Consider the following 19,971-nt stretch of genomic DNA (forward strand, 5'->3'; position numbering starts at 1 on the left):
AATACCTGATTACAGTGCATTGTCCTCAACCAGATCTACTTCTACTTTAAGATTATCAATTATAAATTCCTGACGGTCCGGGGTATTTTTGCCCATATAGAATTTCAGGAGTTCCTCTATGGACATGGCCTTATCCAGCATCACGGGTTCCAACCGGATGTCGTCCCCAATAAAGTGCTGGAACTCGTCCGGGGAAATCTCCCCAAGTCCTTTAAACCGGGTGATTTCGGGCTTGCCTTTCAATTTCCCGATGGCCTCGCGCCTTTCTTCCTCGTTGTAGCAGTATATGGTCTGCTTCTTGTCCCTAACCCTGAATAATGGCGTCTGCAGAATATACAAATGCCCCTCCTTGATGAGTTCCGGGAAGAACTGCAGGAAGAAGGTGATAAGCAGCAAACGAATGTGCATCCCATCCACATCGGCATCTGTGGCAATGACGATATTGTTGTACCGCAGGTCCTCCATGGAGTCCTCGATATTCAGCGCCGCCTGCAGCAGGTTGAATTCTTCGTTTTCGTAAACGATTTTCTTGGACATCCCGTAGGAGTTCAACGGCTTCCCCCTAAGGCTGAACACCGCCTGGGTATTCACATCTCTAGACTTGGTAATGGAGCCGGACGCGGAATCGCCCTCGGTAATAAAGAGTGTGGATTCCAGTCGCCTGTCATGCTTCATGTCCCCAAGATGCACGCGACAGTCCCGTAGTTTTTTATTGTGCAGGCTGGCCTTTTTAGCCCGCTCCCGGGCTAGTTTACGGATGCCCGAAAGTTCCTTGCGCTCTTTCTCGGCCTGTATAATTTTCTTTTGGATCTTGGCGGCGGTTTCCTGATTCTTGTGCAGGTAATTGTCCAGCTCGCGCCCGATAAAGTCGTTGATATAGGTCCTTACGGTAGGAAGGTCCCCGCCCATGTCCGTAGAGCCCAGCTTGGTTTTGGTCTGGCTTTCGAAAACCGGTTCCATGACCTTGATGGAAATGGCCGCAATAACCGATTTGCGTACATCCGAGGCGTCGTAGTTTTTCCCGAAGAAATCCCGGATGGTCTTCACCAGCGCTTCCCGGAAGGCAGATTGGTGGGTCCCGCCCTGGGTGGTGTGCTGCCCGTTCACAAAAGAGTGGTATTCCTCGCTGTACTGGGTTTTGCTGTGGGTGATGGCTACCTCAATGTCGTCCCCTTTCAGATGGATAATGGGGTAGAGCATATCCTCCGCATTGGTGTAATCTTCCAACAAGTCCCGAAGACCGTTCTCGGAATAGAATTTTTCCCCGTTGAACATGATGGTAAGCCCGGGGTTCAGGTATACGTAATTGCGCAACATGCGCTCTACGTATTCGTTGCGGTAGCGGTATTTCTTGAAAATCCCCTCATCCGGGGTAAAGGTGACCTTGGTACCCCTCCGACGGGAGGATTCCTCCAGGAACTCCTCTTCCACCAACTCCCCCATGGTAAACTCGGCAGATTTGGATTGACCGTCCCGGGTGGACTCCACGCGGAAATAAGTAGAGAGGGCATTTACCGCCTTGGTCCCTACCCCATTGAGCCCTACGGACTTTTTGAAGGCACGGGTATCGTATTTACCCCCGGTATTCATCTTGGATACGACATCGACCACTTTCCCAAGCGGGATACCCCGCCCGTAGTCGCGCACGGTCACTTTGTCTTCGCGGATACTGACCTCTATGGTCTTGCCCGCCCCCATGACGAATTCGTCAATACAGTTGTCTATGACCTCTTTAAGCAGGATGTAAATCCCGTCATCGGCAGAAGACCCGTCGCCCAGCTTTCCGATGTACATCCCCGGGCGCATGCGGATATGCTCCTTCCAGTCAAGGGAGCGGATGTTGTCCTCGGTATATTGGGATTGCGCCATGATTCGGGGTTTAACCCGCTAATATATAATTCTGGCGAAGAAATCAAAATCGGGAAGCGGCAAAGTAATTAACAATACCGCGGAGGACTGTTAATTAGCAACCAATAGATAATGCCGGATTACACGTTAAACCGGAAATGCATCACATCCCCGTCCTTCACGATGTATTCCTTGCCTTCTACCCGCATTTTTCCGGCTTCCTTCACTTTGGCTTCTGAACCAAAATTAACGTAGTCCGAGAAAGCGATCACCTCGGCACGAATAAAGCCCTTTTCAAAGTCCGTATGGATCACGCCTGCGGCCTGGGGCGCGGTAGCCCCAACCGGGATGGTCCAGGCCCGTACCTCCTTCTCCCCTGCAGTGAAATAGGTCTGCAGATCCAGGAGTCGGTATGCGGCGCGTATGAGCTTGGAAGCTCCGGGTTCGTCCAGGCCGAGGTCTTCCAGGAAGAGCGTCCTCTCCTCATAGGTTTCCAATTCGGCTATGTCCGCCTCTGTGGCCACTGCCAAAACCAGCACCTCGGCGTTTTCACCGGCCACAGCCTCCCGTACCCGGTCTACATGGGCATTCCCTGTGGTAGCGGCCTGTTCGTCCACATTACAGACGTAAAGCACCGGTTTGTCCGTAATAAGCTGCAGGGGCTTAACAAAGGCCTCATAGACCTCTTCCTCCAGGGCTACTGCCCGCACGGAGGTCCCTGACTCCAGGGCTTTCTTAACCGCCTCCAGGGCCTGGGCTTCCTTCTGGGCGTCCTTGTTGCCCGTCCGTGCGGCACGACCAGCCTTTTCCAAACGCTTCTCAACGGTTTCTAGGTCTTTCAGCTGCAACTCCATGTCTATGGTCTCCTTATCCCGGATAGGATCCACGCTCCCGTCTACGTGCACCACGTTGTCGTTATCAAAACACCGCAACACATGGAGTATAGCATCGGTTTCCCGGATGTTGCCGAGGAATTGGTTGCCCAGCCCCTCCCCTTTGCTCGCCCCCTTTACGAGGCCGGCTATATCTACGATCTCGACTGTTGCAGGAACAACACGCTGGGGTTTTACCAGTGCCTCCAGCTGCGGCAGACGGGGGTCCGGGACATTTACGACCCCTATATTGGGTTCTATGGTGCAAAATGGAAAATTGGCACTCTGCGCTTTGGCATTGGAAAGGCAGTTGAAAAGTGTGGATTTCCCTACGTTGGGCAGGCCTACGATTCCGGCTTTCATACTGGGTTTTTTATCGGCTGCAAATATAGGCCTATTTCCAGTAGCAAAACCCCCGGCAAAAGTCCAATCTTCACGGTATTTTAACACCCCATGGCGTAACAGGACCAGATTTGGGACGTCTTACCCTGAAAACACCACCATTATTATGCGCATTTCCTTAATGGCGTTCCTGCTTTTTACCGTTCAACTGGTTAGTGCACAGGCCAGGACCTTCACCCTCCAGGACGCTGAAAACGCCAAGCCTATTCCTTTCGCCACGGTAGTGACCGGCCCGGGATCGGGTACCATTACCAATGAAGAAGGCATCTTCACCATAGACCTCAGTTCTGTTAGTGGAGACCTCAAAATTTCGTGCCTGGGCTACAGGTCTTTGGCGGTTGCGCCTTCCGATATGCCCCCGGGCCAAAACATCCTGCAGCTGCAACCGGCCGCCATCAACCTCAATGAGGTCCGCGTTGGCGGCGCCATTCCTTCGGCCGATGCCATTGTTCGGCAGGTCCGGGAGCGACTCGATGAAAACCACCCAAGTTCAGGACCCGGCTACACCATTTTTTACCGGGAATCCGACCATATGAAATTCGACGACCTGGTCCTCGAACTCGAAAAGGCATCGGACCTGAACCGGGAGGAACTGCGCGAAGCGGATGCCCGTCTGCGCCAGCTCGGTGCCGATATAGTGAAGGCCAATGTACGGGAGTACCTGGATTTTGGAGGGGTTTGGAAGGCTGTATCGGACACCAGTTCTATATTACAGGTAGACCAGGCCATTGAGTTGGTAGACCACAGCCGGGATTTTTCCATGGACAATATCCAGAAGCGCGCACAGGCCATTATCCTGGACCACCTGGACACGACTCAGACTTACAAAATGAAGACGGGACTTTTCAAAATTGAGGACAGTATCTCCCCGGGGCAGGAATTCGCCGAGGGGTCCGAACGGGAAGACAGCATTGGCACCGGATACCTAAAAGAAAAGGTATCCCGCTTAATGGCCATGGGCGGATGGAAGGACGGTACCCGCCTGCGCAGCTTCCTGGACCCGGATGCCTACGAGTATCGATTTCTGGATGCCACGTATTTCGATGGCTATTACGTGTATGCCATTGGGTTTGAACCCGGAAAACGGAAATCCAAATACAGCGGAGTCCTGTATGTGGAGGCCAACTCTTTTGCGGTGCTGAAGGCGGATTACCGCTATGCCCGTGGAAAAGGGGGAGATAAGGTTAACCTCAAGCTGCTTTTGGGGATCAAGTACGAAGAAAACCTAAGCCGGGGCACCGTGATATTCAAACGCAATGAAGACAATACTTTCTTTCCCTATTATATTGAAATAGATAGTGGTAACTACGTTTATCTCCATCGGGAATTAAAGTTTATCGAAAACAGCCCTGCCCGAAAAAAGGTCCGGTTCGATTTCTTGTTGGAGGGTCGTGCCCGGGAACGGGAGTCCATGCTGGTCCAGCCTGTGGCAGCAGGAAGCGGTGCGTCCCTGACCGCTGCAGAAGAAATAGAGAAAATACCGCTCCTGCGCCCGGGTAGGTTCGAGCGGTCCGTATGGCAGGATGCCACCATAATCGAACCCCTGGAGGATATGAAGAACTTCCGGGTGGAAGAGCGTTAATCAGGGTGCATGAACCGCTGTTTGCCCAGTAGTTCTTCCTCGGATTCCACACGGTCCTCATCCGGAACACAACAGTCTACCGGACACACGGCGGCACACTGCGGCTCCTCGTGGAAGCCCATACACTCGGTACACTTATCCGGGGCAATGTAGTATACTTCGTCGCTGATGGGCTCCTGAACCGCATCTGCGTCCACTTCTTTCCCATCCGGCAACACAACCTTTCCTTTCAGAGAAGTGCCATCGCTGTAACGCCATTGATCGGCTCCCTCATAAATGGCAGTATTGGGGCATTCCGGTTCGCAAGCCCCGCAATTGATGCATTCGTCTGTGATAATTATAGCCATAATCCCTCTTGCATTTTCAGAAACCAGGCGCCCGAAGTTGGCTGGGGCTGCCGGTATCTCTATTTTTGCACAAATTTAATCGCAAAAGCATTAGAGCACAAGCCGGATGCAAATAGATAAAAACATTGTGAAGGCCATTGTGACCCTGGGGGACGAATTGCAGCGGTACCTGGCCCCCGACCGGGGACCGCAACCCCTGGAAAACGCCTTGCAATGGGATGTCCTGCTGGAAGAAGTCCGGATCAAAAACCCCTGGTTTACCCCGGAGCAGGTCCAGTTCGCACTGGGGAAATGGGCGGCCCACTTTTCAGAGGAGGCTCTTGCATATTGGCTCGCCCCCTATCCGGAGGCAACCGGAAAGCGACTCCGGGTTGGGCTGATTTCTGCTGGCAATATTCCGCTGGTTGGCCTGCACGACCTGCTCTGCATCCTGGCTACCGGTCATACCGCTATTGTTAAATGCGCTTCCACAGACACGCTCTTATTGCCCTTTTTGGTGCGTCGCCTGGCTGCTACAGCGCCGGAAATAGATCATCAGGTATCATTTACACAGGGCACTCTCGGGGATTTTGACGCCGTAATCGCCACCGGCAGCAATAATACCTCCCGTTACTTTGAGCATTATTTCAGCAGCAAGCCGCATATCATCCGTAAAAACAGAAATAGTCTTGCGGTTTTAGACGGCAGCGAATCCCAGGATCAACTGGACAGCCTTGCCGATGACGTGTTCCGTTATTTTGGGATGGGCTGCCGGAGTGTTTCCAAGCTCATGGTACCCAAGGGGTATGACTTCAAAGAGGTCTTCCAGGCCTTCTACCGGTTCCGATCGGTAACCGATCACCAGAAATACGCCAATAACTACGATTACAATAAAGCCGTGTACCTGATGAGCGGGGCGCCCATGCTAGACAATGGTTTTCTGCTGCTAAAGGAAGATAATGGGTTGGGCTCCCCCATCGGCACCTTATTTTATCAGGAATACGAAAGCCGTGAAGCCCTTTTGGCGTATTTGGAACACCACACGGAGGACCTGCAGTGCGTGGTAGGTCCTTCCTGGGTATCCGCCTCCATCCCCTTTGGCAGCAGCCAGGAGCCCGGTTTAGCCGATTACGCCGACGGGGTGGACACGGTTGACTTCCTGTTGAAAATAAAGCAAAATTAAGAGGCTGCCGTAGGGGAGGTTTCCTACAGAATTAAGACCTTTACGCCTTTGAATCCCAAACCCATGAAAAAACACAATTTCAGCCCGGGCCCCTGCATCCTTCCGCAGGAGGTGATGCAAAAGGCCGCCGACGCCGTTCGGGAATTGGACGGCACCGGGCTTTCCCTAATTGAAATATCACACAGAAGCCCCGAATTCGTGGCAATTATGGAAAACGCCCGGAATCTGGCACTGGAGCTTTTGGGCCTTGAAGACAAGGGCTATGAAGCCCTGTACCTGCAGGGCGGGGCCAGCACTCAGTTTCTGGCTACAGCCTACAACCTGCTGGAAAAACGTGCTGGTTACATCAATACGGGGACTTGGAGTGCCAAGGCCATCAAGGAGGCCAAGCTTTTTGGCGAGGTGGTGGAAGTAGCCTCCTCCCAGGATGAAAACTACAGGTACATCCCCAAGGATTTTGCAATTCCCGAAGGGTTGGATTACCTCCACCTGACAACCAATAATACCATTTTCGGGACCCAATTTAAAGAGATTCCACAGGCGGACACCACCCTGGTGGCCGATATGAGTTCCGATATTTTTTCCCGGGAAATGGATTTCTCCCGCTTCGGCCTGATCTATGCGGGCGCGCAGAAAAATCTGGGGCCTGCTGGCGCTACCCTTGTCATCGTGCGGGAGGATATCCTGGGTAAGGTGAGCCGTCAGATACCATCCATGCTGGACTACCGGATGCATATTTCCAAAGACAGCATGTACAATACCCCGCCGGTTTTTGCCGTCTACACTGCTATGCTAAACCTGCAGTGGCTGAAGGCACAGGGGGGCATCCCGGCCATAGCTGAAATCAATGAAAAAAAGGCAAAACTCCTGTATTCGGAAATTGACCTTAACCCCCTGTTCCAAGGAGTTGCAGCCTCTGAGGACCGTTCCCATATGAACGCGACATTTACCCTGACCGAGCCGGAACTCAAGGAGCGCTTCGACGCCATGTGGAAGGAAGCGGGCATCAATGGCTTAAACGGCCACCGTTCCGTGGGCGGGTATCGCGCCTCCATGTATAATGCACTTTCCCTGGAAAGCGTGGGGGTTCTGGTAGATGTCATGAGCGACCTGGAACGCAAAGCCTGATCCCCAAGAATAAAAACCACACCCATATGTTTCGTATACTGGCCAATGACGGCATTTCTGAGGCGGGGAAAGCGCGCCTTGAATCGGAAGGGTTCGAACTGATAACCACCCGGGTGGCCCAGGAGCAACTGGGCAAATTCCTGGAGCGGGAGGGTATTGCTGCCTTGCTGGTACGTTCGTCCACCCAGGTAACCCGGGAGGTGATTGACGCCGCCCCGGGACTCAAAATGATCGGACGCGCCGGGGTTGGCATGGACAACATAGATGTGGAGTATGCCCGCAGCAAGGGCATTCGCGTGGTCAATACCCCCGGGGCATCTGCCGATTCAGTGGCCGAACTGGTTTTTGCCCACTTGCTCGGAGGGGTGCGGTACCTACATGACTCCAACCGGCAAATGCCCCTGGAAGGGGACCAGACGTTCAAGGCCCTCAAGAAGTACTATTCAGGAGGCATTGAAGTGAAGGGGAAAACCCTTGGCATTGTTGGGTTTGGTCGTATCGGAAGGGCTGTTGCCCAGCGCGCCCTGGGCCTGGGCATGCAGGTCCTTTATTCTGACCCTGGCGTGGAAAAAGCCCGGGTTACCCTCAGTTTTGCGGACGGACAGGAAGTCCACTTTGAGCTTCAGGGCTCGTCCTTCGAAACCGTCCTGGCCAACGCCGATTTCCTGACCCTTCATGTGCCATCACAAGATAAGCCCCTCATTGGAGAAAAGGAACTGAAAGCCATGAAACCCGGGGCCGCCCTGATCAATACGGCCCGTGGCGGGGTTATAGACGAACCCGCCCTATTGCAGGCCCTGGAAACGGATCATATCCGCTTTGCAGCCCTGGATGTTTTTGCTTCGGAACCCAACCCCGAAATCCAATTGCTGATGCACCCGCAACTCTCGCTGAGCCCCCATATCGGCGCATCTACCCTGGAAGCCCAGGACCGGATTGGCCTGGAGCTGGCCGCCCAGGTTATCCAGGGGTTAAAAAACAACTAGGTTAGGCCGGATCGGGTAAACTTTATTACCTTACCCGGAGAATACTAAACACTACTATTATTATGTCTGGACTTTTAGACCTTTTAAGCAGCCCCATGGGGCAACTAATGATTCAGGGTGTAAGCCGGGAAACCGGGCAACCTGAAGATAAAACCGCGGATGTCCTTTCCATGGCGCTTCCGGTCCTGATGGGGGCCATGAAAAAGAATGCATCGACCTCACAGGGGGCCCAGGGGCTTATGAGCGCCCTGTCTTCCAAGCATAGCGGCGGGATCCTGGACGACCTGGGAGGCCTGTTCGGAGGCGGTGTAGATTCCAATGTCCTGAATGACGGGGCGGGTATCCTGGGCCACGTCCTGGGTAACCGTCAGCCTGCCGTGGAAAGCGCGCTCAGCCAAAAATCCGGGATGGACCCTTCAGCTATTGCCAACATCCTCAAGATTGCCGCACCAATCCTGATGGGCTACCTGGGAAGGCAAACCTCCCAAAGTAATATTTCCGATTCCAATGGCCTTACCTCCCTCCTCGGGAGCATGCTCGGGGGGCAACCCCAGTCCAACCAGAGTCTGATAACCAGCCTGATCGATGCAGACGGAGACGGAAGCGTACTGGACGATGTTGCCGATATGGTTCTGGGAAGCAAGAATAAGAAAAGTGGTGGCCTGGGCGGTATGCTCGGAGGGCTCTTCGGAAAGTAGACCTGAAACCACCCATCAAAAAAAAACCACCGGAAATCCGGTGGTTTTTTTATTTTAAGGAAAAAGAAAAACCCATGAAGCATTGGAGTTCATTTCTTTGGGTAGTGCTACTCCTCGGTCTGGCAGCCGGATGTGGGTCCCAGCAAGGCGTGGAATTATCCGAAGCAGAAAGGGCCATCTTTGCTCAGTCCGAGCCCGACAGTGTGGTTATCGCCGATGCAGAATCCAAATATGAAATCGTCATTATTGACCCGGGCTTCTACAATTGGCTGGTAAGTGTGGCGCACCCGGAAGGGTATTACTCACAGACTTTTCTGGAGACCCGCAATGCGGTTTATGTAACCAATTGGAACAACCGGGTACTACTGCCCGGACAGTTTGACCCCAACCTCTATGAATGGCCTATAGATTATGACCCGAGGATCGACTATGGCTATGAGGTAAACTACAAATTATACAACTATTTCATTTATTTCCAGCGCAAGTACAAGCAGCGTTTGGGGCCCTACCTCCCCCGACTATAATTTTTTATCTTTGGTCCGCTTAATACGGGCCATGGAAAAACTCAAGAAGCGCTGGGGGATTACCTCCAATTTCCAGCTTATAGTCATCTGTGTGGTTTTCGCCATTACGGGATCCGCATCGGTTTGGGTAGCCAAACCCTTCCTGCAATGGATTGGACTGGATGCCCTGAAGGGACATGAAGCCTGGTGGGGGGGTTGGGTATACTGGACACTCCGGCTGCTGCTGATTTTCCCCTTTTACCAAATCCTGTTGGTTGCTTTTGGGTGGCTTTTTGGGCAGTTCCGGTTTTTCTGGGCCTTTGAGAAGAAAATGCTCAAACGCCTGGGTTTGGGCTTCCTTTTTTCCTGAATTGGGAAATTCTTAACATTCTTACTGGGTGCCCATCGGTTACCTTTGTAGGGATAGCGCAGTAAAATGGTCAGAAGCTTTCTTGCATCTTTCTTCCTCCTGACCCTGGTTTTACCGGGAACTGCTCAGATGTGGCATGCCTTCTATGGGCATGTTGAGATCCACTGCCAGGCAGATATCCCCAACCACTTTCACCAGGCGGAATTCAACTGCGATTTTCACACCTTTTTTGCATCGCCTTCGGCGCTTCCGGTTCCGTTAACCCTGGAGGTTTTCCGTGAAAGCGTCCGGGAAGCAATGCTCCCGGCATACCGGTGTCCTGCCGAAGAACGCCCTTGGGTGCTAATGCGCCTGAGAGGTCCGCCACATGGGGTTCAGACTTCCTGATTTATCCCCCATTTTCATTAAACTGTTATTCTCATGAGATACCCTTTAGTGTCTCTTATCCTCTTTATCCTGTTAGGGACTTCCGTCTATGGGCAGCAATGCCGCATGGTACTGAAAGGCCGGGTGGTGGACTACCACGACCAGACTCCCCTTGCCGGGGCCGTTCTGGAGCTTTTGGAACGCGGTGTGTATACCACCACGGATTTTGACGGCACCTTCCAATTTGAGGGCCTTTGCCCGGACGTATACGAATTGCAGGTATCGCATATCGAATGCCGTCCGGTTACCCAGGTAATAGACCTTCAACAGGATACCGAGATTAAAATCACCCTGGAACACCATATCGAAGCCCTGGAGGAAGTTACCGTCCTCGGGGAGGCGAATCCCAATGAGGTACGTTCAGGAGCGGAGGTAGTCCTGGACGAGGAAACCCTTTCCCAATACAGCAGCGGAAGTCTGGGGGATGCCCTGAAGGAAATCAGTGGTGTTTCCAGTATTAATACCGGTGCTTCCATTGTGAAACCGGTGATCCAGGGACTCTACGGGAGCAGGGTGTTGATCCTGAAAAACGAGGTGCGGCTTCAGGATATGGAATGGGGGGAGGAACACGCCCCGAATGTGGACCTGAACAGTTCGGACAATGTCCGGGTGATTAAAGGGTCCGGAGCCCTGAGATATGGAGGGGATGCCGTAGGCGGTGTGATCGTCCTTGAAAACGACAGGACCCTCCGGCGCGACAGCCTTTGGGGTAATACCATGCTTTCGGGCCTGACTAATGGCCGCGGGGGCAGTATCTCTTCTGAACTTACACGAAGCTGGCAATCCGGGCTTTATGCCAGGGCCCAGGCCAGTTTCAGAAGACTGGGGGATACCGAAGCCCCGGACTATGTCCTTTCCAATACCGGCAACCAGCAAATCGGGGTAACCCTCGAAGTGGGAAATTCCCAGTTTGAATCCGGGTGGAGCCTCTTTTACTCCTATTACGATGCCACCCTGGGAATTCTCCGGGCTTCCCACATCGGAAATATCGATGACCTGATCCGCAGCATTAATAACGGTACCCCGGAAGTAGTCGACCCCTTTACCTACACCATCGCAGAACCCCGGCAGGAAGTCGCCCACCACTTGGGTAAAGCCACCTATTATAAGAGGTTCTCTGGGCTGGGTAAATGGGAGTTGCAATACGATTTCCAGCAGAACCAACGGTTCGAATTCGATGTGAACCGCACACAATCGGACGCCGGAAGGCCATCCATAGACCTGACCCTTACTACCCACAGCCTGAGTACAAACTTGTCAATAGACCGTTTTCAGGGCTTTGACCTGGAAGTGGGGCTGTTGGGGAGGTACCAGGACAACTTTGCCGACCCTGCCACAGGGGTCCGGCGGTTGATCCCGGATTATAACCGTTATGAAGTGGGCGGATATGCTACGGCCGAATGGCTTGTGGACGAGGCCTGGACGGCTGATGCCGGTGTTCGGTACGATTACAGTCGGACCGATGCCAAAAAGTTCTACCGTACCAGCAGGTGGGAAGAACGCGGCTACGATGAGGATTTTGCGGATATCATCATCGAAGACCTCGGTACCCAGCTGCTGACTAACCCGGTGCTGGATTTCAGCAATGTCTCGGCTTCGGCAGGGGTTACCTGGCATCCGAACAGCACTTGGACGGCCGGCCTGCAGGTTTCCCGGGCAGAGCGTGCCCCAAACCCGTCTGAACTTTTCAGCGACGGGCTGCACCACTCTGCTGCCAGGATTGAGCTGGGCGATCTCCGGATTGAAAAGGAAACCTCTTATAAGGGATCGCTTAACCTGGTTTATGACAGGGGCGGGTTCCGTGCTGAGGTGACCCCTTATGTCCAAAGACTGTCCGGGTTTATCCTCCTGGAGCCTACCGGTACCGAGTTTACCATCAGAGGTGCCTTCCCCGTTTGGTCTTACCGGCAAACCGATGCCAGCCTTGCTGGGGTGGACGTAAACCTGGGGAATACCTGGGGTGCCGGGTTTTCCAGCACCCATCAGTTTTCGCTTGTAAAGGGAAGGGATCTGGACCTGGATACCCCCCTGATCAACGTCCCAGCTGCGAGGACGCGAAATGAGCTGGTGTGGGAAAAACAGGCCTGGCACGACTTTCAGTTCGGGCTGGAAAGTCTGTATGTTTTCCGGCAAAACGAATTCCCGGAAAATATAGTAGTGTTTTCCCCTGAACAGGGGCAGGACGTGGAGTTGGCGATAAATACCCCTCCCCCGGCCTACCACCTGCTCAACCTGCATGCCGGGATCGGATGGCCGAAGCTGGAGAAGGCATCGGTACGCATCACTCTGCATGCCCAAAATGTTTTGAATGTTTCCTACCGGGATTACCTGGACCGGCTGCGCTATTTCGCCGACAGCCCCGGCAGGAACCTGATCCTGAATATTCTGTTTAAATATTAAAACTAAAAATCTATGATACGCAATACCTTTAACCTGATTTCTGAAAACACCACCCGCATCCTGATCTTGCTGTTGGCCTTAGGGTTCACCGCGTGCAGCAATGACGACGACGATCCGGAGCCGGTAAATGAAGAAGAGATCATTACCACCGTGAGGGTTACCCTCCAGGCCGCTGGCGGCACTGTGACCCTGCAGTCCCAGGACCTGGACGGAGACGGGCCCAATCCGCCGGAAGTGACAGTATCTGGCCCTTTGCAGGCCAATACGACCTACACCGGATCGGTTCAGGTCCTGAACGAAACCGAAACCCCGACTGAAAATATTACGGAGGAAGTGGAGGAAGAAGCCGAAGAACACCAGTTCTTTTACGGAGTTTCCGGAAGTATTAACCAGGTCACCTATACCGACCAGGATGCCAATGGCAACCCCATCGGTCTTTCCTTTACCCTGGAAACCGGTGCGGCAGGTGCTGCAGGGCTTACCGTAACCCTGAGACACGAGCCGAAGAAACCCAACGACGGTACCCTTACCGATGCCGGAGGGGAAACCGATGTGGCACAGAGCTTTACCCTCGCCGTACAATAGTCTGAGGAATCCCGATGTATACCGCCCGGCTTCGCAGCCGGGCGGTTTTTTATTTCGGGGCCTTGGTAAAAAGCCGGCTTACGTAATAGGTGTAGATCCACATCAGGGTAAAGGTCGGCACGACATCTGTACCCGGGAGAAGCTCTTCTGCAAAGGCGATAAAACCAGCAGCTTTCCCGGCCCTGCCCGCGTACATCCGGGTCATGAGCCACCCGGCCACCGGCGCCCAGACCAGGTCCAGGGCAGGCCCCAGCCCGGGGACCAACAGGGACAACATCCCTACCCCGTCCAGGAGTAGCCCGAGGAGGAGCTTGCGCATTTTTCCGTCAGAATCTGCCATAACTTGGGGGTTCCTCCGCTTAGGAGAGGTCAGAACTGATTAATTTGAGGAATTCATTGCGGGTTTCAATTTTCTCGAATTGCCCGCGAAATCCGGAAGTGGTCGTTACTGAATTCTGTTTTTGAACCCCGCGCATCATCATGCACATGTGGGCGGCTTCGATTACCACGGCAACCCCCTTGGGTTTTAAGGTGGTGTTGATGCATTCCAGGATATCATCGGTAAGGCGTTCCTGCACCTGCAGGCGGCGGGCGAAAACATCCACCACCCTGGGGATTTTGCTAAGCCCCACAATATGCCCGTCAGGGATATAGGCCACATGGGCTTTGCCAAAAAAGGGCAGCATATGGTGTTCGCAGAGGGAGTAAACCTCTATATCCTTGATAAGGACCATCTCGCTGTAGGATTCCCGGAACATAGCACTGCGGAGGATCTCGACGGCATCCTGCCGATACCCCTGGGTGAGGAACAACATGGCCTTGGCAGCCCTTTCCGGGGTCTTTACGAGGCCTTCCCGGGCCGCATCTTCCCCGAGTTCGTCAATAATGCCTTCATACCGGCTTTTTAATTCTGTGGTAACTTCAATATTGTATTCCTCCAGATAACGGTAGGGTGCCATAAGGTTGTGCATTTGGTTTAAAGATGCTAAAAAAATCCCATACTGCCCGGACTTGACCAGCCAAAAACAGCCTGGTGCTACTCACCCGGCGAAACGGTGTCTCAAGGTCGTTCCCATTTTGTCCTTTCTGTGCGAATGCGTACTTTCAGGCCGCAAATACTTACCCCATGATCCGGGCAACCGACATCCACAAATTCTACGGCGAACTCGAAGTCCTCAAAGGGGTAAGCCTGGAGATTGCCAAAGGCGAAATCGTCTCTGTAGTAGGGGCTTCCGGAGCAGGCAAGACTACCTTGTTACAGATCCTGGGAACCCTTGACTCCCCTTCCCCCGGATACCCCACGCAAATCGAGATAGACGGGCAGGATGTGACACGATTGGGGTCCAAACAACTGGCGCGCTTCCGCAACCGGCATGTCGGGTTTATATTTCAGTTTCACCAACTCCTCCCGGAATTTACGGCCCTGGAAAATGTCTGTATCCCCGCATACATAATGGGTGCTGGCAAGGAGGAAGCCGAAAGGGATGCGGCCGAGATCATGACCTTCCTGGGGCTGGAACACCGCCTGGGGCATAAACCGTCGGAGCTTTCCGGAGGGGAACAGCAACGGGTGGCCGTAGCCCGTGCCCTGATCAACAAACCCGGTGTTATCCTGGCCGATGAGCCCAGCGGTAACCTGGACTCTGCCAGTGCAGACCGCCTGCACCGCCTGTTTTTCGACCTGCGCGATTCCTATGGGCAGACCTTTGTCATTGTCACCCACAACAAGGAGCTTGCCGGGATGGCAGACCGGAAACTGACTATGGTCGATGGCAGGATTGTCTCCCAGTAGTTCCATGGATCCAAGCCAACTCTACGAATTCCTCGAAGCCAAGACGCTGGAATACCAGAAGCCGGAATTCCTGGAATCCGACCCCATCCAGATCCCACACAGGTATTCCAAAAAGGAAGATATCGAGATAAGCGGGTTCCTTACCGCTACCATTGCCTGGGGAAACCGGAAAAGCATTATCCAGAACGCGGCAGGGATGCTGGAGCGCATGGACCAATCCCCCCATGCTTTTGTACTATCGGCCAATGCTGCGGAACTCAAACGCCTCGGGACTTTCGTACACCGGACCTTCAATGGTTCCGACCTTAAGGCCTTTATCCTCGGGTTACGCCATATTTACAAATCCTACGGGGGATTCGAACCCCTTTTTGCCCGTTATGCGCAGGATGATAACCTGCAGGATGCCATCGTGCAGGTGCGCCGTCATTTTTTCGAACAGCCCCACCCGGCCCGGAGCGAGAAGCATTTCTCCAACCCGGGGAAGGGTTCGGCCGCCAAACGCATCAATATGTTCCTGAGGTGGATGGTGCGGCCTGAAGCGTCCGGTGTCGATTTCGGGCTTTGGAACCAGCTGTCCCCGGCTCAGCTTTCCTGCCCACTGGATGTCCACAGCGGGAAGGTAGCCCGGGCGCTAGGCTTGCTGGATCGCCGTCAGAACGATGCAAGAGCTGTACGGGAACTCGATGCCTCCCTGCGGGCCCTGGACCCTGCAGACCCGGTGAAATACGATTTTGCGCTTTTTGGCCTGGGGGTATTTGAGAAATTCAGCTAACCCCTATTCCTGTAAGATCCCATATCCTTCCGGCAGGTCCAGGGCAATCTGCCTGCCCCCTTCCCGGATGGAACGGTAAATGGCCTCTACAATAACCATATCCCTCCGCCCCATTTCCCCTGGAGCCCGGTTTGGGGTACCTTCCAGGATATGACGGGCAAAGTCGTCCATCTGCAATTTTTGCTGGGACTCGTGCGGGAATTCGATGGGCCCCTCAGAGGTCCGCCCGCTCAAAGGGCCGTAGTTGTTGGCCGGCTGCAATTCAAACCAGCCGCTGGTACAGGAGCCGTACAACCGGTTGGCATTGGCGTTGTGGGAGGTCATCATCTGCCCCACCACGCCCCCGGGAAAGGTAAATTGTGCGGTAATAGTCTCATCGGTGTCCTTGAAATACTCCGGCCTGGTACTGAACTCTTGTGCGCTGACGCCTATCGGGTTTTTGCCGCAGGAGTAGATACAACTCTGAATGGAATAAACCCCCATATTCAACAAGGCGCCCCCTCCGGACAATTCGCGGTTGAGCCGCCATTGGTCCGGGTTTCCCCGGGATACGTAAGCGGCATCGGCACTTATAAACAGGACGTCCCCGAAGGTTTTCTCCCGTACCAAGCGCTTTATTTCCCGGGTATAGGGTTCGGACTGAAGGCGGTAGCCCACGGATAGTTTTACACCGGCCGTTTCACAGGCTGCTATAATGGCATCGCATTCGGCCACGCTAACGGCCATGGGCTTTTCACAAATAACATGTTTCCCGGCTTTCGCAGCCCGGATCGCAAACTCGGCATGCATGCTGTTGGGCAGGACCACATAGACAATATCGATCGAGTCGTCCTGCGCAATAGCATCAAAATTCTCATAATTGTAAATATGGGAGGGGTCTATCCCGTATTGTTCCCTCCATTTCGCGGCTTTTGAAGGGGTGCCTGTTACGATCCCGGCCAGGCGGCACCACTGCGTTTGTTCCAGGGCCGGTGCCAGCTGGTATGTACTGTAGCTTCCCAGCCCCACCAGGGCAACCCCCAGTTTACGCTGGGCGGTATTGCCATTTGGGGCGCAGGCCCAGCTCAGGTGCGGTGCCATCAGGGCCCCTGAAGCCCCCAGGGCCATCTTCCCTGTAAAATTCCTTCGGTCCATCGGTTTTGCCGTTTTGGTGTCCCCTAAAGATAAAAAACTCCGGTTAGCTTAGTGTCTGGTATTACCAGGGAACGCATCCTGGCGCAACCGGTAGGGCATCTCTGGGAAAAACACTATTTTAGGGAGCATTAGACTAACCCAAAAAAACAATGAGTATCAGAATCTATTCCCTCGTTTTAGTGGCCCTATTCATGGGCCAGATCCACGGACAACAACGCAAACTCCCGGTAGATACCACTGTGGTTACCCAGCACAGCGTCACGATTAATGGTCAGCGGTTTTCCTATACAGCCGAGACGGGCACCCAACCCGTGTGGAATGATATGGGCGAGCCCGTAGCTGCCCTGCATTATACCTACTACACCCGGAATAACGTGGGGGACCGCGCAGGCCGGCCCCTGCTGATCTCCTTTAACGGCGGTCCGGGCTCTGGTTCCGTATGGATGCACCTGGCCTATACGGGTCCGAGAGTGCTGCGTATTGACGATGAGGGATACCCGGTACAACCTTATGGCGTGGCGGAAAACCCGTTTTCCGTCCTGGATGTTACCGATATCGTCTATGTGAACCCGGCCAACACCGGATATTCCAGGACCATCCCGGAAACCGGGAAGGAAGTAGACCGGGATATGTTCTTCGGCATTAACGCGGATATCAAGTACCTCGCGGAATGGCTCAACACCTTCGTCTCCCGACACAACCGCTGGCAGAGCCCGAAGTACATCATCGGGGAAAGCTACGGCGGAACCCGCGTAATGGGACTTTCCCTGGCCCTGCAGAACCAGCAGTGGATGTACCTGAACGGGGTTATCATGGTATCCCCAGCCGATTACAAAGTAATCCGCGTGGGCGGGCCGGTGAGCAGCGCCCTGAACCTCCCCTACTACACCGCGGCGGCCTGGCACCACAAAGCCCTTCCCCCGGAACTGCAGCAAAAGGATCTTTTGGAAATCCTGCCTGAATCGGAAGAGTATACCATTAACACCCTTATTCCTGCCATCGCCAAAGGCGGTTTTATCAGCGATGGCGAACGGAATGCCGTAGCGGAAAAAATGGCCTATTATTCCGGGCTCAATAAGAAAGACATCCTGGGCCACAACCTGGACGTACCTACCTCCTTTTTCTGGAAAGCCCTCCGCCGGGACCGGGGCGGGTATACCGTGGGCCGCCTGGACAGCCGTTACCTGGGCCTGGACAAGACCCTGGCCGGCACCCGTCCGGATTATGCGGCGGAATTGACTTCATGGCTCCACAGCTTTACCCCGGCTATCAACTATTATTTCCACAATGACCTGAATTTCAAAACGGACATCAAATACAATATGTTTGGCCCCGTACGGCCCTGGAACGATGAAAATGATGAGACGCGGGACAACCTCCGCCAGGCCATGGCACAGAACCCGTACCTGAACGTACTGGTCCAGTCCGGCTATTACGATGGGGCCACCACTTATTTCAACGCCAAGTATACCATGTGGCAGGTAGACCCCAGCGGGAGGATGAAGGACCGCTTCGAATTCAAGGGATACCGCAGCGGGCATATGATGTACCTGAGGCGGGAAGACCTCAAACAGGCCAACGATGACCTGCGGGCCTTTATCCTGCGGACCATGGCCATCGGGAAAAGCGCTAAATACTAATGCCATGAAACTAAAAAGCATTTTTTTAGGACTCCTGGCAGGGTTGGCCTGCCAAGGACTGACGGCCCAGGAAATTCCCCCCGCCCAGTGGCAGATTGAAACCGCCCTTATGGCGGTACCCCAGGATTACCGGGAACAGGCCCGGGTACTGGGCTATGACCAGGACGGGAACCTGGTAACTTTAAGGGAAGGCGACGGGGACTATATCGCCCTGGCCGACGACCCGGCAAGGGATAACTTTTCCACAGCCGCCTACCATAAAGACCTGGAGCCGTTTATGGCCCGTGGCCGCGAACTGCGTGCCGGAGGCATGTCCTTCGACCAGATTTTCCAGACCCGTGAAGAGGAAGTGCGTTCCGGTTTGCTGAAGATGCCGGACAAAGCCATGCTCTGCGTTTTTACAGGAAAGGTAGACCCGGATTCAGGTGAGATACTGGAGCCCTTTACCCGCTATGTCTTCTACATTCCGTTTGCCACAGGGGCCAGTACCGGATTGCCCACCACCCCGGCACCTCCGGGGCATGCATGGCTCATGGACCCTGGAACCCACCGGGCGCATATCATGATTACCCCTCCTAAGGGAAACCCTCAATAAACCAAAGCCTATCCAATGCCTGTACGAAAAGTACCCTGTATCCTATTACTGACTCTGATCGCTTTTGCCCTCCCCATCCATGGGCAGGACTGGCCGGACCTGAAACGTTTTGCGGATGATAATGCGGCCCTTGCGCCCCCGGCTGAAGGGGAAGCCCGGGTCGTTTTCATGGGAAACTCCATTACCATAGGATGGCTGCACAAAATGCCCGGGTTTTTCGAAGGTAAACCCTATGTGAACCGGGGGATCAGCGGGCAGACTACCCCTCAGATGCTCCTGCGCTTCCGGCAGGATGTCATCGCCCTGCAGCCCAGGGTTGTGGTTATCCTGGCCGGTACCAACGACATTGCCGGCAACACCGGCCCGATGACCCTGGAGCAAATCCGCGACAACCTGGTCTCTATGGCGCAATTGGCAAGGGCCAATGGGATCGAGCCCGTACTGAGTTCTGTCCTGCCCGCCTACGATTACCCCTGGAGGCCCGGATTAAATCCGAATCTCAAAATCCCTGCTCTCAATGCGATGATTGAGGCATACGCCCGGGAGCAAAACATGGTCTACCTGGATTACTTCAGCGCCATGGCCGATGCCCGGAACGGCCTCGGGCCCGACCTGGCTTCGGATGAAGTGCACCCTACGCTTAAGGGGTATCAGATGATGGCCCCCCTCGCGGAAAAAGCCATAGCACAGGCGCTGGAGAAACAACAGGCGGACTAATCCTCAAGGGGA

General features: G+C 54.1%; 20 protein-coding genes. 14 read left to right on the forward strand and 6 right to left on the reverse strand.

Annotated elements, in window-relative coordinates:
• Nucleotides 1–9 precede the first annotated feature (9 nt).
• Together CA832_RS08860 and ychF are read right to left on the reverse strand one after the other, a co-directional pair.
• Nucleotides 10–1,869, reverse strand: coding sequence for a DNA topoisomerase IV subunit B (locus tag CA832_RS08860; protein ID WP_088341215.1), 1,860 nt, complete (start codon nucleotides 1,867–1,869; stop codon nucleotides 10–12).
• Nucleotides 1,870–1,988: 119 nt separating this feature from the next.
• A complete protein-coding gene (gene ychF / locus CA832_RS08865; protein WP_088341425.1) occupies nucleotides 1,989–3,083 on the reverse strand; it encodes a redox-regulated ATPase YchF in 1,095 nt (364 codons plus the stop codon).
• A gap of 145 nt (nucleotides 3,084–3,228) precedes the next feature.
• On the opposite strand from ychF, the gene CA832_RS08870 reads away from it, so the two are divergent.
• Nucleotides 3,229–4,704, forward strand: coding sequence for a carboxypeptidase-like regulatory domain-containing protein (locus tag CA832_RS08870; protein WP_158211908.1), 1,476 nt, complete (start codon nucleotides 3,229–3,231; stop codon nucleotides 4,702–4,704).
• Here CA832_RS08870 and CA832_RS08875 read toward each other — a convergent pair.
• Nucleotides 4,701–5,051, reverse strand: a complete 351-nt coding sequence (locus CA832_RS08875) for a 4Fe-4S dicluster domain-containing protein (protein WP_088341217.1) — start codon at nucleotides 5,049–5,051, stop codon at nucleotides 4,701–4,703. The genes CA832_RS08870 and CA832_RS08875 overlap by 4 nt on opposite strands.
• Nucleotides 5,052–5,157: 106 nt before the next feature.
• Here CA832_RS08875 and CA832_RS08880 point away from each other — a divergent pair, with 106 nt between their 5' ends.
• From CA832_RS08880 to CA832_RS08920, 8 genes are all read left to right on the forward strand, one after another.
• Nucleotides 5,158–6,213, forward strand: a complete 1,056-nt coding sequence (locus tag CA832_RS08880; protein ID WP_088341218.1) for an acyl-CoA reductase — start codon at nucleotides 5,158–5,160, stop codon at nucleotides 6,211–6,213.
• A gap of 63 nt (nucleotides 6,214–6,276) precedes the next feature.
• A complete protein-coding gene (gene serC, locus CA832_RS08885) occupies nucleotides 6,277–7,341 on the forward strand; it encodes a 3-phosphoserine/phosphohydroxythreonine transaminase (RefSeq protein WP_088341219.1) in 1,065 nt (354 codons plus the stop codon).
• Between the two features lie 26 nt (nucleotides 7,342–7,367).
• Nucleotides 7,368–8,327, forward strand: a complete 960-nt coding sequence (locus tag CA832_RS08890) for a D-2-hydroxyacid dehydrogenase (protein ID WP_088341220.1) — start codon at nucleotides 7,368–7,370, stop codon at nucleotides 8,325–8,327.
• A 62-nt stretch (nucleotides 8,328–8,389) separates the two neighbouring features.
• The gene (locus tag CA832_RS08895) at nucleotides 8,390–9,025 is read left to right on the forward strand and encodes a DUF937 domain-containing protein (RefSeq protein ID WP_088341221.1); all 636 of its coding nucleotides are present in this window, start codon (nucleotides 8,390–8,392) and stop codon (nucleotides 9,023–9,025) included.
• A 74-nt stretch (nucleotides 9,026–9,099) separates the two neighbouring features.
• Nucleotides 9,100–9,549 (forward strand): DUF6146 family protein, encoded by a 450-nt coding sequence (locus CA832_RS08900; protein WP_088341222.1) that lies wholly within the window; start codon nucleotides 9,100–9,102, stop codon nucleotides 9,547–9,549.
• Nucleotides 9,550–9,580: 31 nt separating this feature from the next.
• Nucleotides 9,581–9,898, forward strand: a complete 318-nt coding sequence (locus CA832_RS08905) for a DUF6787 family protein (protein ID WP_088341223.1) — start codon at nucleotides 9,581–9,583, stop codon at nucleotides 9,896–9,898.
• A 420-nt stretch (nucleotides 9,899–10,318) separates the two neighbouring features.
• The gene (locus CA832_RS08915; RefSeq protein ID WP_088341225.1) at nucleotides 10,319–12,724 is read left to right on the forward strand and encodes a TonB-dependent receptor; all 2,406 of its coding nucleotides are present in this window, start codon (nucleotides 10,319–10,321) and stop codon (nucleotides 12,722–12,724) included.
• Nucleotides 12,725–12,736: 12 nt separating this feature from the next.
• Nucleotides 12,737–13,309 carry a type 1 periplasmic binding fold superfamily protein gene (locus CA832_RS08920; protein ID WP_233131776.1) on the forward strand — a complete coding sequence of 191 codons (573 nt, stop codon included), beginning with the start codon at nucleotides 12,737–12,739 and terminating at the stop codon, nucleotides 13,307–13,309.
• Between the two features lie 49 nt (nucleotides 13,310–13,358).
• Here the strand turns inward: CA832_RS08920 and CA832_RS08925 are convergent, their stop codons facing one another.
• The gene (locus tag CA832_RS08925) at nucleotides 13,359–13,649 is read right to left on the reverse strand and encodes a hypothetical protein (protein ID WP_088341226.1); all 291 of its coding nucleotides are present in this window, start codon (nucleotides 13,647–13,649) and stop codon (nucleotides 13,359–13,361) included.
• Nucleotides 13,650–13,668: 19 nt separating this feature from the next.
• Nucleotides 13,669–14,268 (reverse strand): GTP cyclohydrolase I FolE, encoded by a 600-nt coding sequence (folE, locus tag CA832_RS08930; RefSeq protein ID WP_088341427.1) that lies wholly within the window; start codon nucleotides 14,266–14,268, stop codon nucleotides 13,669–13,671.
• Between the two features lie 167 nt (nucleotides 14,269–14,435).
• Between folE and CA832_RS08935 the strand changes: the two genes are divergently transcribed.
• Both CA832_RS08935 and CA832_RS08940 read left to right on the forward strand, forming a co-directional pair.
• On the forward strand, nucleotides 14,436–15,101 hold the full coding sequence (locus CA832_RS08935) for an ABC transporter ATP-binding protein (protein ID WP_088341227.1): 666 nt from the start codon (nucleotides 14,436–14,438) through the stop codon (nucleotides 15,099–15,101).
• Between the two features lie 4 nt (nucleotides 15,102–15,105).
• Complete coding sequence (locus CA832_RS08940; protein ID WP_088341228.1) at nucleotides 15,106–15,873, forward strand: TIGR02757 family protein; 768 nt, start codon at nucleotides 15,106–15,108, stop codon at nucleotides 15,871–15,873.
• A gap of 3 nt (nucleotides 15,874–15,876) precedes the next feature.
• Here the strand turns inward: CA832_RS08940 and CA832_RS08945 are convergent, their stop codons facing one another.
• Entirely contained in the window at nucleotides 15,877–17,007 is a 1,131-nt protein-coding gene (locus CA832_RS08945; protein ID WP_088341229.1) for a Gfo/Idh/MocA family protein, read from the reverse strand.
• A gap of 149 nt (nucleotides 17,008–17,156) precedes the next feature.
• Here CA832_RS08945 and CA832_RS08950 point away from each other — a divergent pair, with 149 nt between their 5' ends.
• The 3 genes from CA832_RS08950 to CA832_RS08960 are packed head-to-tail and all read left to right on the forward strand — an operon-like array spanning nucleotide 17,157 to nucleotide 19,959.
• Entirely contained in the window at nucleotides 17,157–18,647 is a 1,491-nt protein-coding gene (locus CA832_RS08950; RefSeq protein WP_088341230.1) for a S10 family peptidase, read from the forward strand.
• Between the two features lie 4 nt (nucleotides 18,648–18,651).
• Nucleotides 18,652–19,242: a hypothetical protein gene (locus CA832_RS08955; RefSeq protein WP_088341231.1), complete on the forward strand. Its 591-nt coding sequence runs from the start codon at nucleotides 18,652–18,654 to the stop codon at nucleotides 19,240–19,242.
• Nucleotides 19,243–19,257: 15 nt separating this feature from the next.
• A complete protein-coding gene (locus tag CA832_RS08960; protein ID WP_088341232.1) occupies nucleotides 19,258–19,959 on the forward strand; it encodes an SGNH/GDSL hydrolase family protein in 702 nt (233 codons plus the stop codon).
• Nucleotides 19,960–19,971: the final 12 nt, after the last annotated feature.

The sequence above is a fragment of the Robiginitalea sediminis genome, assembly GCF_002198115.1.
Classification (GTDB): Bacteria; Bacteroidota; Bacteroidia; order Flavobacteriales; family Flavobacteriaceae; genus Robiginitalea; species Robiginitalea sediminis.